Here is a 12,623-nt window from a genome sequence, read left to right as displayed (position 1 = left end):
AAAAATGCCCGCTGTTGCGGGCATTTAAACGGCAAATTAACGACTCAAGCAGGCATCAAGACTTGGCCGGCCCAGCCTTGCGCTCCTGGGCGACCAGGTAGTCCACGATCGCCAGGGCACGCGGCATGCCTTGCGCCAGCGAACCGTCGGTGTAGAACTTGCCGGCCACGCCCAAGGCGGGCACACCTTCCACCTTGTAGGCTTCTTGCAACTGCGAGGCCTGGCGCACCTTGGCGCTCACGGAGAACGAGTTGTACACCTCGGTGAACTTGGCTTTGTCTATGCCTTGTTTGGCAACCCATTCGATCACGGCGTCGTCGCGGTCGAGTTTTTGGTGGTCGACGTGGATGGCCTGGAACACCTTGCCGTGCATTTGTGGCAACAGGTTCATGGCTTCCAGCGTGTAGAACAGCTTTTGCGGCGGCACGAAGCTGCTCTGGAAGTTGACCGGCACGCGGCGGAAGGCCACATCCTTGGGCAACTGCTTGAGCCAGGACTCCAGCGTAGGCTCGAACGCATTGCAGTGCGGGCAGGCGTACCAGAAGAACTCCACGACCTCGATCTTGCCCTTGCTGGCACCGTCTACGGGCGCCGCGGTTTTCAGCACGTTGTAGTCGGTACCTGCCTTGGGGGCCATGCCCTGTGCTTGTGCCGCACCGAAGGGGGCGAGGGCCAGCGACGAGGCGGCGACTGCCCCAACAGAGGCCAGGGAAAATTCACGACGTTTCATTTACGATCACTCCTTGTGGCCGTTCTGACCAGGGGCGGTTGGAAAAGTTCAGCCACTGCGCAGTGCTTGCGCGAATGGCCTGGGATTTTCGGTTGAAGCCGGTTTGACCTAACGCTGCACGCGCACCAAGGCGCTTTCGTTGCCCAGGTCTTCCAGACGCGTGCGGGCTTTTTCCGCATCGTCTTTTTTGTTGTAGGGCCCCATGCGCACGCGGTAGACGGTGCGACCGGATTGCTCGCGCTCGGTCACTTTGGCCTGCAAGCCGGACATCGCCAGCTTGGCGCGTTGGGCTTCCGCGTCTTCTGGGGTGCGGTAGGCACCGGCTTGCACAAAGTACTCAAACGGATCGGCCGCGTCGTTGTCGGTCTTGGCCGAGGGGGCGGCAGCGGCCGTGGTGGTTGATACGCCTTTGGACTTGGCCCGCGCCAGGTCACCCAGCGGGTCGAAGTTCGGGTCGTTGGCCGGGTTGGGTTTTGTATCGCCCTTCACCGGAGTGGACGCCATCGCTGGCAACGTGGTCACCGGGGAAGGTGCCGCCACTGGCGCAGGTGCGGGTGCAATGCCTGCCACGGCTGGAGCGCCGGGTGTGGCGGGAACCACGGTGCCGGTGGCGGTCGCGGTGGTGGCACCCGCCTCGGCCGTGGCTGGCCGGGCCGGGTTCTTGCCCTGCAGTGGCGTGTTGGGGTCCCAGCTTTTGTTTTTTTGCTGCTCGGCCGCATCGCGCTCGGCGCCAGAGTTGACGCCCTTGCCGGCGACGAAGGGCACCGGCACCTTGGTGACGTAGACGGCCACGGCCAAAGCGGCACCCAGTCCAATCACCAGTCCCAAGATGAACCCGATGGCCGTGCCGCCGCGCTGTTTTTTCTGCTTCATGAAGGTCTTCACATTTTCTTCGGCGCACTCACCCCGAGCACGGCCAAGCCATTGTGCAACACCTGCGCTGTGGCGGCGACCAGGGCCAGGCGTGCCAGTTTCACCTGTTCGTCGTCCACCAGAATGCGCTCGGCATCGTAGTAGCTGTGGTAGCTCGCGGCCAGATCGCGCAGGTAGAAGGTGACGTCGTGCGGCGCAAAGTCGGCACAGGCGCCGGTCAGCATTTCGGGGTAACGCGCGAGTTGCATCATCAGCGCCTGGGCTTGCGGGCTGGTCAACGGCGACAGGTCGACCTTGGCCAGGCTTTCCACTCCAGCGCCGCCTTGTTCCTGCCACGCCGCCAATACCGAGCAAATGCGCGCATGTGCGTACTGCACGTAATAGACCGGGTTGTCGTTGTTCTGCGCCAGGGCCAGGTCGACGTCGAACATGTATTCGGTGTCTGGCTTGCGGCTCAGCAGGAAGAAGCGCACGGCGTCCTTGCTGGTCCAGTCGATCACATCGCGCAGCGTGACGTAGCTGCCGGCACGCTTGGAAATCTTCACTTCTTCGCCGCCGCGCATCACACGCACCATGGTGTGCAGCACGTAGTCGGGGTAGCCTTCGGGAATGCCAACACTGGCGGCTTGCAGGCCGGCGCGCACACGCGCGATGGTGCCGTGGTGGTCGGTGCCCTGGATGTTGACCACGCGGTGGAAGCCGCGCTCCCACTTGGCGATGTGGTAGGCCACGTCAGGCACAAAGTAGGTGTAGCTGCCGTCGGTCTTGCGCATCACACGGTCTTTGTCGTCGCCGTAGTCGGTGGAGCGCAGCCACAGGGCGCCGTCTTGTTCGTAGGTCTTGCCTGCGGCAATCAGCTTGTTGACGGCGGCCTCGACGCGGCCGCTGGTGTAGAGGCTGGACTCGAGGTAGAAGTTGTCGAAGCGCACCTCGAAGGCGCGCAGATCCAGATCCTGCTCGCGGCGCAGGTAGGCCACGGCAAACTCGCGGATCGAATCCATGTCGTTGATGTCGCCGCTGGCGGTGACTTCACGGTCGTCGGCCTTGACAGTCTTCTTGGCCAGGAAGTCGTTGGCGATGTCATTGATGTAGTCGCCGTTGTAGGCGGCGGCTTTTTCGCCGCTAGGCCACTCCGGGTCGCCGGGCTTGAAGCCTTGCGCGCGCAGATGTGTGCTGCTGGCCAAGGTGCCGATCTGCACACCCGCGTCGTTGTAATAAAACTCGCGGTAGACGTTCCATCCCTGGGTTTGGAACAGGTTGCAGATGGCGTCACCCAAAGCCGCTTGTCGGCCGTGGCCCACATGCAACGGGCCGGTGGGGTTGGCCGAGACAAACTCCACCAGCACACGTTCGCCCTTGTCGGGCTGGGTGCCGAAGGCCGTGCCAGCGGTCAGTACTTCGTGCACCACCGCTTGTTTGGCGGCGGGCTTGAGTTTGATGTTGATGAAGCCCGGGCCGGCGATTTCTACCGCATCCACCCACTGCTGAAACGCGGGCGTGGCCAGCAGTTCAGTGCGCAGTTGTTCCCCTAGCGCACGCGGGTTGGCTTTGAGCGGTTTGGCCAGCTGCATGGCGGCGGTGATGGCGAAATCGCCCAGCGCGGCCATCTTCGGCAGCTCGAAAGCGGCTTTTTCACCCGCACCGGGCAGAATCTTTTCCAGCCCGCCGGCCAGGGCCGCGAGCAAATCTTGTTTGACTGAGAGCATGTGGTGATTTTACGGGGCGCAATGTCAAGTCATCCGTTTGGGGACAAGCGGCGTTATAAAGACCAATCTTTCGGGGCGTGTATGACACCAACCGCAGGATCTTCCCATCCATTGGCCTTTTGCCTTGTCACGAGGAGATTCCATGAAACGTCTGATCCCTTTTCTCGCCGCCATCAGCCTGGGCTGCTCCCTGGGCCTGGCCCAAGCCGCCGACACCAAGGCCGATGCCAAGCCTGCAGCCAAGAGCGAAGCGCAGCTGGCCCAGCAAGAAAAAATGAAGTCCTGCAACACCGACGCCAAGGACAAGACCGGCGATGACCGCAAAGCCTTCATGAAACAGTGCTTGAGCGCAAAAGGCGTTACCGCCACACCGACGCAGCAAGAAAAGATGAAGACTTGTAATGCTGATGCCAAGGGCAAGACCGGCGATGACCGCAAGGCCTTCATGAAAGACTGCCTGAGCGCCAAGCCAGCAGCCTGACAAGCGCTTGCGTTCACCAGCCCCGTACGCCGAGCCGGCGGCGGGGCTTTTTTACATCCGTTAGCCCAAGCCGCGTGCGAGAAACACCGCCGCCAGCGGAATCAGCACCAGCAGGTGCGCCTCCACCATCACCAGCTTGCGGGTACTGCGGATTTCGGCTTCCTCGGGCAGGGCGCCACTGGCGTGCAGGGTTTTGCGCCAGCGGATGAAACGCAAGGTTGGCACGATGGACATCAGCCCGACGATGACAAACAGCGTCAGCTTGACGTGCAGCAGCGGTTGGCCCCAATACCAGGCCGAGCCCTTCATGCCCCACCACACCCGCGCCAGCCCGGTGGCCAGCACTGCCACGGCTGCGCCGCCGTACACCGCGTCCAGCCTGGCCAGACGTTCGACCACGGCCGCGTTGAGCCATTCGGGCCGGCACAGCGCGGCCTCGCTGGACAGGAACACCACCATTGTGAGTATGGCCAAGAAGTGGGCGTAGGCCAGCAAGGCTTCTATCGTCATGGTGTTCCTTTTCAAAACGGCTAGCCGCCTTTGGTGGTGAATTCCTTGTCCACCCAGTCGTCCACCAACTGCTTTTCATAACGCAGCGGATCGCCGGGGTAGCGGTCGATGTTGGCCATGAAAGTGTTGTCGCGCAACTGGCGCGGGCCTGAGCGCAGCACCTGACCGTCGGCCGCACGTTGGGTGTATTGCAGGTCGAGGCGCGGCGGGTAGATGTCGCGCACGATGCGCACATCGCCCACTGGCCCGGCGCGCCAGGGCTCGGTACGGCCGGCACGTTCTACATTGGTGATGGACACCTCAACCTGCTGCCCGGGCGGCAGTTTGGCCCCCACTTTGTCGGCCAGGTGTTGGGCCAGAGTGGGCAACCAGGCTTTTTGACCGTTGCCACCATCGCGGCCGAAGTCGTAGGCCGAGCTGTATTGGCTGGGGTCGCTGAAGTGCACCGTGACCGGGCCGCGCACCACGTCGTCCAGGCGTGCGGCGGCCGTGCGTTGGGCGGCGGCTTCAGGGCTGGTGTTGGTGGCGCAGGCGCTCAAAACCCCCACCAGTGTCAGCGCCGCGAGACCTCTCAATAAGACATTAAACGAACCGCTCAACATAAACACTCCCAGAATTCAGTGCGGAAGAATGCCACGCGCCGCGATCACGGTAAATCGCGGCTGAAGAAGCCGGGCTGGCCATAGTGGTGTTTTAAGTAGTCGATCCACAGGCGTACGCGCAGCGGCATGTGTTTGCGTTGCGGAAAGACGGCGTAGATGCCATTCGGCGGCGCGGCAAAGTCTTCCAGCACCGCCACCAGTTGACCGGAGGCGATCCCGGCCTCCACTTCCCAGGTGCTGCGCCAGGCGATGCCCCAGCCACCCAGGCACCAGTCGTGCAGTACCTGGCCGTCGGAGCAATCCAGCCGGCCGGCCACGCGCAGGTGTGTCACACCCGTGCCGCCATCGTCTCGCGGCAGTTGAAACGCCCAGCCGCGTGTTTGCGAGGCTTCGCTGGAAAGTGTCAGGCAGGTGTGCTGTGCCAGCTCACTCGGGTGGCGCGGTGTGCCATGGCGTTGCAGATAGGCCGGGGTGGCGACACACAGGCGGCGGTTGTCGCCAATGCGGGCGCTCACCAGTGTGGAGTCGGGCAGGTCGCCCACCCGCACGGCGCAGTCGTAGCCTTCGCCGGTCAGGTCGACCAGCCGGTCTGACAGGTTGAGCGACACCGCCACGTCCGGGTGGATCTCGCCGAACAAGGGCACCAGCGGCGCGACGTGGCGGCGGCCAAAACCAGCGGGCGCGGTGACGCGCAAATGCCCGCTGACCTTGACGCCGCCGGCGCTGACGCTGGCCTCGGCATTTGCCGCATCGGCCAGCACGCGCTGGCAGTCTTCCAGAAAAGCCGTGCCTTCGTGGGTGAGCGTGAGGCGCCGCGTGGTGCGCACCAGCAGCTTGACGCCCAGGCGTTCTTCCAGTGTGTCGAGCCGGCGGCCAATGATGGCCGGTGCCACACCTTCGGCGCGCGCAGCCGCGGTCAGGCTGCCTTTGGTGGCGACGGAGACAAAGGTTTCGAACTGTTTGAATTTATCCATGGAGCGCTAAGCAAAAAAGGCGTTCTGCGCTTGATGGATCAGCCCAGACAGCTATCTAATTTACAGCAGTTGCGCCCGCCGCCAACATCGCTTCCACCTGCGCTTCGCTGTAACCCACCTCGCGCAGCAAGGCACGCGTGTGTTCGCCCTTGAGCGGCGGCTGCAGGCGAATGCCCGGGCGCTCGCCGCCAATGGTCAGCGGCATCAGCGGCACCTTGGACTGCGAGCCGTCGTTCATGCGCACCGGGGCCAGGCCACCGGTGGCGTTGAGGTGCGGGTCGTCAAACAATTCCTGCGGTTTGGTGATGGGCGCAAACGGCAACTCGTTTTTCTCGAACACCGAGCTCAACTCGGCCGCGCTGTAGGCGGCCAGGCGCTCGCGCAGCACCGGCATCAGCCACTCGCGCGCCAGCACGCGGTCGTTGTTGCTGCGCAGGCGCTCGTCGGCCTGCAGGTCTTGCAGACTCAGTGCCTGGCAGAAGATGGCCCACTGCTTGTCGCTCACCACAGCCAGGAAGATCTGCGCGTCGTCCTTCACGCTGAACACGTCGTAAATGCCCCAGGCCGAAATGCGGCTGGGCATGGGCGCGGCGGCTTTGCCGGTGGCGGCAAACTGCATCATGTGTTGTGCCACCAGGAACACGTTGTTCTCAAACAGTGCGGACTGCACCTCACAGCCCTTGCCGGTCAACTCGCGCTGGCGCAGCGCGGCCATGGCGCCAATGGCGCCGAACATGCCACCCATGATGTCGTTCACGCTGGTGCCCGCGCGCAGCGGGTCGCCGGGGCGGCCGGTCATATAGGCCAGGCCGCCCATCATCTGCACCACTTCGTCGAGCGCGGTGCGGTGGTCGTAGGGGCCGGGCAGAAAACCCTTGTGGCTGACGTAGATCAGGCGCGGGTCTACTTTGGACAAGGTGGCGTAGTCCAGTCCGAGCTTTTGCATGGTGCCGGGTTTGAAGTTTTCGCTCACGATGTCGGCCGTGGCGATGAGTTTGCGCGCGGCCTCTACGCCGTCGGGCGATTTCAAATCCAGCGCAATGCTTTTCTTGTTGCGGTTGAAGGTCGGGAAGAAGCCCGCGCCCGAGCCCAGCAGGCGGCGCGTGGCGTCACCCTCTATGGGCTCGACCTTGATGACCTCGGCCCCCAGGTCGCCCAGCAACAGGCCGCAGGTCGGGCCCATCACCATGTGGGTGAATTCAACAACACGCACACCGGCGTAGGGCAGGGCTTGAGGGGAGGTGGCGGTGGTGGGCATGGGTTAACTTAAAAATTAGATTATCAAAAATGATAGCTACTTGCGCAGATGCAGAAAGCGCTAGAGCACGGGTTGGCCCAAACCCTTGGGCAAGCCCGCCTCGGGCGTCATGCCGTACACCGGCTCGCCCGGCAGCCCGGCCATCAGCGGCGCGCGTGCGGCGATCAGGCGGTTGATGTCGACGCCGGTGCGCACACCCATGGCCTCCAGCATGAACACCAGATCTTCGGTGACCACGTTGCCCGAGGCACCCGGTGCGTAGGGGCAGCCACCCAGGCCGCCCAAAGAGGCATCAAACGTGGTCACACCTTCTTCCAGCGCGGCCAGGCAATTGGCCAGCCCCAGGCCGCGGGTGTTGTGCATGTGGGCGGCGCCGGCCTTGTCGCCTAATTCGGCGCGCAGGCGTTTGAACAGGCGGCGCACCTGGGCCGGGTTGGCGTAGCCCACGGTGTCCGACAGGCCGGACTCATCCGCGCCCGCCGCCACACATTGCACGGCCAGCGCGATGACTTCGTCCTCCGGCACCAGGCCCTGCAGCGTGCAACCAAACGCGGTGGAGATGCCGGCTTCCAGCAAAACCTGGGGTGCCATTTGGCGGCGCAGCTCGGAAATGGCGCGCACCTCGTCCACCATTTCTTCTGGTGTTTTGCGCACGTTGGCCAGCGAGTGGGCGCGGCTGGCCGACACCGGCATGGTGAGCTTGTGTACCCCAGCCTCCAGCGCGGCCTGCGCGCCCTTGCGGTTGGGCACCAGCGCCATCACCACCAGGCCCGGCAGCGTGATGGCGTGGCGCACCACCTCGGCGGCATCGGCCATTTGCGGCAGCAGCTTGGCAGGCACGAAGGATGCGACCTCGATCTCACGCAGGCCGGCGGCATAAAGTGCATCTATCCAGCGCAGCTTGGCAGCCGTGGGCATGCTGGCTTTGACCGATTGCAGGCCGTCGCGCGGGCCAACTTCGCTGATCAGGACTTGGGGGGGTGTGGCTGAAGACATGCAGAGCTTTAAAAAGGGACTGTTCTATCTTATAGAACCATGTTCTAATAAATAGAACGTCGCCCGAATTACACCAGAGCACCGTTCTGCCGTCAATCTTGGCGCCAATCTCCCTGCCTAGCCACTTCAATGCCGCGTAAAGCCCTCACCGCCTCCGTTGCCGACGACCATGCCGCCCCCGGCGGCGCCGCCGCAGTCGATCGCGCCTTGACGCTGCTGGCCGCATTCCGCGCCGGCGACCAGGCGTTGAGCCTGGCCGAATTGGCGGCGCGCACGCAGCTTTATAAAAGCACGGCCTTGCGTTTGCTCGCCTCGCTTGAACATGCGCGCTTCATTCAGCGGCTGGAGGATGGGCGCTACGCGCTGGGTGTGGAAGTTGCCCGGCTGCACGCCATCTACGCCAGGGCAGGCACCGCGCAACTCGACCACCTGGTGCTGCCGGTGTTGCAAGACCTGGTGGCCGCCACCGGCGAAAGCGCGGCGTATCACGTGTTGCGCGGCGACGCGGCCCACCGTAGCCGCCTATGCCTTTACCGCGTCGATTCACCACACCCGATTCGCGACCACGTGAAAGCCGGTGATTTGCTGCCGGCCGACCGCGGGGCTGGCGCGCGGGTGCTGATGGCTTTTGCCGGCCCACAAGCCAAAGTGCCCGCATCCGACCGTGCGCTTTTGGCCCAGGTTAGGGTTGACGGTTACTGCGCCTTGGTGGGCGACCGCAGTGCGGAACTCGCCGGCATCTCCGCCCCGGTGTTTAAATCCGATGGCACGTTAGCTGCTGCGCTCACACTCACCATGCCAGCCCACCGCTACACACTGGACCATCTGGCGCCGGTATTGGCGGCAGCACGCCGGTTGACGGGGCAGATTTAGTATCTTTTTGTCACTTATTAATGGCAATTTCCATCATTAATACGTGTTCAAGGTTCGAATAAAGTAGCACATGCCGCCTGAGCAAGGTGCAGTGCACCGGCTTTGTGCCAGAACAGATTTGTTTTTCTACTTTCGGAAGGTCCTTTCATGAGCACCCGCACCCCCACCGGCGATCTGCAAGTTGCCAGCAACCTCTACAACTTTGTCGAAGAACAAGTGCTGCCCGGCACCGGTGTGGCCAGCGCCACCTTCTGGCAAGGTTTCGACGCCATCGTGCGTGACCTGGCGCCGAAAAACATCGCCCTGCTGGCCGAGCGCGACCGCCTGCAAACCGAGCTGGATGCCTGGCACACGGCGCACCCCGGCCCGATTGCCGACATGCCGGCCTACCGCGCTTTCCTGGAGAAAATTGGCTACCTGGTGCCGCCGCCTGCCTCGTTTACCGCCACCACGGCAAATGTTGATGCCGAATTGGCCGTGCAAGCCGGCCCGCAACTGGTGGTGCCGGTACTGAATGCGCGCTACGCGCTGAACGCCGCCAACGCCCGCTGGGGCTCGCTGTACGACGCGCTTTACGGCACCGACGCCATCTCCGAAGCCAATGGTGCAGAAAAAGGCAGCGGCTACAACCCGGTGCGCGGTGCCAACGTCATCGCCTTCGCGCGCGACGTGCTCGACCAGGCCACGCCCTTGGCCGATGGCTCGCACAAATACTCCACCGCCTACAAAGTGGTCGACGGCCAACTGCTGGTGTCGCTGGGCGACAAAGATGTGGCACTGGCCAACCCGGCGCAGTTCATAGCTTATCTGGGCGATGCGGCGCAGCCCACGTCCATCTTGCTGGTGCATAACGGCTTGCACCTGGACATCCAGATCAACCGCAGCACGCCGATTGGCAAAAGCGACGCGGCCGGTGTCAGCGACATCGTGCTGGAAGCCGCACTCTCGACCATTCTTGACCTCGAAGACTCCGTGGCCGTGGTTGATGCCGATGACAAGGTGCTGGCCTACAGCAACTGGCTGGGTATCCAAAAGGGCACGTTGACCGAGAGCGTGAGCAAGGGCGGCAAAACCTTCACGCGCAGCTTGAACCCGGACCGCGTCTACACGGCAGCCAAGGGCGGCGAGGTCAAGCTGCATGGCCGCTCGCTCATGTTTGTGCGCAACGTCGGCCACCTGATGACCAACCCCGCCGTGTTGTACGGCAACGGCAAGGAAATCCCCGAAGGCATTCTGGACGCCATGGTCACCGTGACCATCGCCATGCACGACCTGCAGCGCAAGGGCAACTCGCGCACGGGCTCGGTCTATATCGTCAAACCCAAGATGCACGGCCCGGCCGAAGTGGCATTTGCCTGCGAACTGTTCACGCGTGTGGAACAAGTGCTGGGCCTGCCCGCCAACACCGTGAAGCTGGGCATCATGGACGAAGAGCGCCGCACCAGCGTCAACCTCAAGGCCTGTATTGCGGCGGCCAGCGCACGTGTGGCCTTCATCAACACCGGCTTCCTGGACCGCACCGGCGACGAGATGCACACCGCCATGTTGGCCGGCCCCATGATCCGCAAGGGTGACATGAAGTCCAGCGCCTGGATTGCCGCCTACGAGAAGAACAATGTGCTGGTGGGCCTGAACTGCGGCCTGCGTGGCCGTGCACAAATTGGCAAGGGCATGTGGGCCATGCCTGATCTGATGGCGGCCATGCTGGAGCAAAAGATTGCCCACCCCAAGGCCGGTGCCAACACCGCCTGGGTGCCCAGCCCCACGGCCGCCACGCTGCACGCCTTGCACTACCACCGCGTGAACGTGGCCGAGGTGCAGAAAGAGCTGGAAAAGACCAACGCCGATGCCGAGCGCGACAACATCTTGAACGCGCTGCTGCAAATTCCGGTGACGGCCGTGCCGACCTGGAGCGACGCCGCCAAGCAGGAAGAGCTGGAGAACAACGCCCAAGGCATTCTGGGCTATGTGGTGCGCTGGATCGACCAGGGCGTGGGCTGCTCCAAGGTGCCCGACATCCACAACGTCGGCCTGATGGAAGACCGCGCCACGCTGCGCATCAGCAGCCAGCACATGGCCAACTGGCTGCACCACGGCGTGGTCAGCGCCGAGCAGGTCAAGGCCACGTTTGAACGCATGGCTGCCGTTGTGGACGAGCAGAATGCCGACGATCCGCTGTACCAAAAAATGGCCGGTCGTTTCGACCAGTCCGCAGCCTACAAGGCCGCCACCGACCTGGTGTTCAAGGGCATGGCCCAGCCTAGCGGCTACACCGAGCCGCTGCTGCACGCCTGGCGCCTCAAGGTCAAGGCCGGGCAGCCGTCATAAGGCTTTAAACGGCGCTTCCAAAAGAACAGCGGCAGCTATTGAATTAATAGCTGCCGCTGCTTTTATGTAGAGCGCTTGAAGTGTTTTAGGCGTGAGATTTTTCAGTGCTGCGTGGGTGTGCCACGTGAGCTGGCGGGAGCCTGGCTGCGGCGGCGTTCATGTTGCCGACGGCGCTCACGTTTTTCGGCCTTGCTGCGGCGGCGAAAAGCCAGCAACAGGCGCAGCGTGTAAAACAACACATACAGCACGCCGGCCGCTACTACCCAGGGGGCCACTTCGTGGAGCAAGGCCTGCAAGAGAAACGCGACCTTGACCTTGTCGCTCGCCATCTCTGCTTCGGTGCGTGGGCGGCCGCCATTTTCCAACTCTGAGGAGCCTTGTGGGCCCTCCCAACTGCGGCGCCGGCCCGCAGCCTCATCACCGGTAGTGCCTTCATCGATCTGATCGTCAGTGGCAAGACCACGCACGGCTTCACCTACAGCTGAGCGCGCCAACTCTTCCCGTAAAGGCTTGGTGGCGTCGCGCACCGCACGGCCAAGGTCCAGATCTACGGGTTTTGCCGGGGTGGCTGCGCTGGCGGTTTCTTTGCTCGCGGGCGAGGTGGGGGTGCTGCTGTTACTCGGCTTGTTGGCGGTGGCAGGGCGGGGGGTGGACATGGCCTCCGTGATGCCATGGGCCGCGGCTGCTGCGTTAGCCGCTTCCTGTGCCGCTTCGTCTCCGGTTTTGAGGTCTAGGGTGCCGGCTGGCGAGTAAACATTGCCTTGTGTGACATCAACGGTGGCGGCCAGGGCCGGACTGGCGAGCGCCGCCATGACCGTTATGGCGGCACACAAAAGTCTTGGTCTCCTCACCGGCTGCAAAAAAAACACGAATTCCTCATTTCGAATCGGCAGGCTACGCTATGTTGCTCACTTGTAACTGGATGCACAAGTCATTGAGTTTAAAGAATGACAAAACAGATCTTGGGATCAGGGAAACTACGCAGGCCTGCGTTGCCCCGTGCGACCGTTTTCTGTCCGGTTTTGGCTTTTTTTTGGGGCCCGTATGTCCACTTACCTTCCAACGCCGCCCGCCGCGCTGTGCCCTATCTGCGGCGAGCAAAACCTCTGTGCACAGGTGAAAGCCCAGGCTACTGGCGAGCCGGCCGAGCCTTGCTGGTGCTTTAGCCAGATCATTTCGGCCGCCGCGCTGGCCCAGGTGCCCGCATCCAAGCGTGGGCTGCAGTGTATTTGCCAGCGTTGTGCCAGCGCGCAGGGCATTACACCAAAAGCGGATGAGTGAACGCGTGGATG

General features: G+C 63.1%; 13 protein-coding genes. 4 read left to right on the top strand and 9 right to left on the bottom strand.

The annotated features are described in order from the left end of the window. Nucleotides 1-55: 55 nt before the first annotated feature. The 3 genes from ACFQ95_RS18335 to argS form a co-directional block, all read right to left on the bottom strand. A complete protein-coding gene (locus tag ACFQ95_RS18335) occupies nt 56-730 on the bottom strand; it encodes a thiol:disulfide interchange protein DsbA/DsbL (protein ID WP_422833261.1) in 675 nt (224 codons plus the stop codon). A gap of 108 nt (nt 731-838) precedes the next feature. Continuing rightward, a complete protein-coding gene (locus ACFQ95_RS18330) occupies nt 839-1,603 on the bottom strand; it encodes an SPOR domain-containing protein (RefSeq protein WP_422833260.1) in 765 nt (254 codons plus the stop codon). 8 nt (nt 1,604-1,611) lie between these two features. Beyond that, nucleotides 1,612-3,309 (bottom strand): arginine--tRNA ligase, encoded by a 1,698-nt coding sequence (gene argS / locus ACFQ95_RS18325; protein ID WP_422833258.1) that lies wholly within the window; start codon nt 3,307-3,309, stop codon nt 1,612-1,614. A gap of 142 nt (nt 3,310-3,451) precedes the next feature. Between argS and ACFQ95_RS18320 the strand changes: the two genes are divergently transcribed. After that, a complete protein-coding gene (locus ACFQ95_RS18320; RefSeq protein WP_422833257.1) occupies nt 3,452-3,790 on the top strand; it encodes a PsiF family protein in 339 nt (112 codons plus the stop codon). A gap of 60 nt (nt 3,791-3,850) precedes the next feature. On the opposite strand, the gene ACFQ95_RS18315 is transcribed toward ACFQ95_RS18320, so the two are convergent. Genes ACFQ95_RS18315 through ACFQ95_RS18295 form a run of 5 tightly spaced genes read right to left on the bottom strand, consistent with a single transcriptional unit; the run spans nt 3,851 to nt 8,130 of the window. Next, a complete protein-coding gene (locus ACFQ95_RS18315) occupies nt 3,851-4,300 on the bottom strand; it encodes a DUF2214 family protein (protein ID WP_422833255.1) in 450 nt (149 codons plus the stop codon). Nucleotides 4,301-4,320: 20 nt separating this feature from the next. Continuing rightward, complete coding sequence (locus tag ACFQ95_RS18310) at nt 4,321-4,902, bottom strand: DUF3016 domain-containing protein (RefSeq protein ID WP_422833253.1); 582 nt, start codon at nt 4,900-4,902, stop codon at nt 4,321-4,323. A 44-nt stretch (nt 4,903-4,946) separates the two neighbouring features. Beyond that, nucleotides 4,947-5,876 (bottom strand): LysR family transcriptional regulator, encoded by a 930-nt coding sequence (locus tag ACFQ95_RS18305; RefSeq protein ID WP_422833251.1) that lies wholly within the window; start codon nt 5,874-5,876, stop codon nt 4,947-4,949. Nucleotides 5,877-5,931: 55 nt separating this feature from the next. Further along, a complete protein-coding gene (locus ACFQ95_RS18300; RefSeq protein ID WP_422833249.1) occupies nt 5,932-7,134 on the bottom strand; it encodes a CaiB/BaiF CoA transferase family protein in 1,203 nt (400 codons plus the stop codon). Between the two features lie 60 nt (nt 7,135-7,194). Beyond that, on the bottom strand, nt 7,195-8,130 hold the full coding sequence (locus ACFQ95_RS18295) for a hydroxymethylglutaryl-CoA lyase (RefSeq protein ID WP_422833248.1): 936 nt from the start codon (nt 8,128-8,130) through the stop codon (nt 7,195-7,197). A gap of 129 nt (nt 8,131-8,259) precedes the next feature. Here ACFQ95_RS18295 and ACFQ95_RS18290 point away from each other — a divergent pair, with 129 nt between their 5' ends. After that, a complete protein-coding gene (locus ACFQ95_RS18290) occupies nt 8,260-9,003 on the top strand; it encodes an IclR family transcriptional regulator (protein ID WP_422833246.1) in 744 nt (247 codons plus the stop codon). A gap of 147 nt (nt 9,004-9,150) precedes the next feature. After that, entirely contained in the window at nt 9,151-11,331 is a 2,181-nt protein-coding gene (locus ACFQ95_RS18285; protein WP_422833245.1) for a malate synthase G, read from the top strand. A gap of 101 nt (nt 11,332-11,432) precedes the next feature. On the opposite strand, the gene ACFQ95_RS18280 is transcribed toward ACFQ95_RS18285, so the two are convergent. After that, nucleotides 11,433-12,164: a hypothetical protein gene (locus ACFQ95_RS18280; protein WP_422833243.1), complete on the bottom strand. Its 732-nt coding sequence runs from the start codon at nt 12,162-12,164 to the stop codon at nt 11,433-11,435. Between the two features lie 211 nt (nt 12,165-12,375). On the opposite strand from ACFQ95_RS18280, the gene ACFQ95_RS18275 reads away from it, so the two are divergent. Then, nucleotides 12,376-12,612: a cysteine-rich CWC family protein gene (locus ACFQ95_RS18275; protein ID WP_422833241.1), complete on the top strand. Its 237-nt coding sequence runs from the start codon at nt 12,376-12,378 to the stop codon at nt 12,610-12,612. Nucleotides 12,613-12,623: the final 11 nt, after the last annotated feature.

This window comes from Variovorax sp. HJSM1_2 (assembly GCF_049316285.1).
Lineage (GTDB): Bacteria > Pseudomonadota > Gammaproteobacteria > Burkholderiales > Burkholderiaceae_C > Rhodoferax_B.
The sequence above is the reverse complement of the archived record's forward strand: the minus strand, read 5'-3'. Positions and strand labels throughout refer to the sequence as shown.

Excerpts from the sequence above, each read along its gene's own strand:
- ACFQ95_RS18335 (WP_422833261.1), bottom strand. The coding sequence starts at position 730 with ATGAAACGTCGTGAATTTTCCCTGGCCTCTGTTGGGGCAGTCGCCGCC.
- ACFQ95_RS18330 (WP_422833260.1), bottom strand. The coding sequence starts at position 1,603 with ATGAAGCAGAAAAAACAGCGCGGCGGCACGGCCATCGGGTTCATCTTG.
- argS (WP_422833258.1), bottom strand. The coding sequence starts at position 3,309 with ATGCTCTCAGTCAAACAAGATTTGCTCGCGGCCCTGGCCGGCGGGCTG.
- ACFQ95_RS18320 (WP_422833257.1), top strand. The coding sequence starts at position 3,452 with ATGAAACGTCTGATCCCTTTTCTCGCCGCCATCAGCCTGGGCTGCTCC.
- ACFQ95_RS18315 (WP_422833255.1), bottom strand. The coding sequence starts at position 4,300 with ATGACGATAGAAGCCTTGCTGGCCTACGCCCACTTCTTGGCCATACTC.
- ACFQ95_RS18310 (WP_422833253.1), bottom strand. The coding sequence starts at position 4,902 with ATGTTGAGCGGTTCGTTTAATGTCTTATTGAGAGGTCTCGCGGCGCTG.
- ACFQ95_RS18305 (WP_422833251.1), bottom strand. The coding sequence starts at position 5,876 with ATGGATAAATTCAAACAGTTCGAAACCTTTGTCTCCGTCGCCACCAAA.
- ACFQ95_RS18300 (WP_422833249.1), bottom strand. The coding sequence starts at position 7,134 with ATGCCCACCACCGCCACCTCCCCTCAAGCCCTGCCCTACGCCGGTGTG.
- ACFQ95_RS18295 (WP_422833248.1), bottom strand. The coding sequence starts at position 8,130 with ATGTCTTCAGCCACACCCCCCCAAGTCCTGATCAGCGAAGTTGGCCCG.
- ACFQ95_RS18290 (WP_422833246.1), top strand. The coding sequence starts at position 8,260 with ATGCCGCGTAAAGCCCTCACCGCCTCCGTTGCCGACGACCATGCCGCC.
- ACFQ95_RS18285 (WP_422833245.1), top strand. The coding sequence starts at position 9,151 with ATGAGCACCCGCACCCCCACCGGCGATCTGCAAGTTGCCAGCAACCTC.
- ACFQ95_RS18275 (WP_422833241.1), top strand. The coding sequence starts at position 12,376 with ATGTCCACTTACCTTCCAACGCCGCCCGCCGCGCTGTGCCCTATCTGC.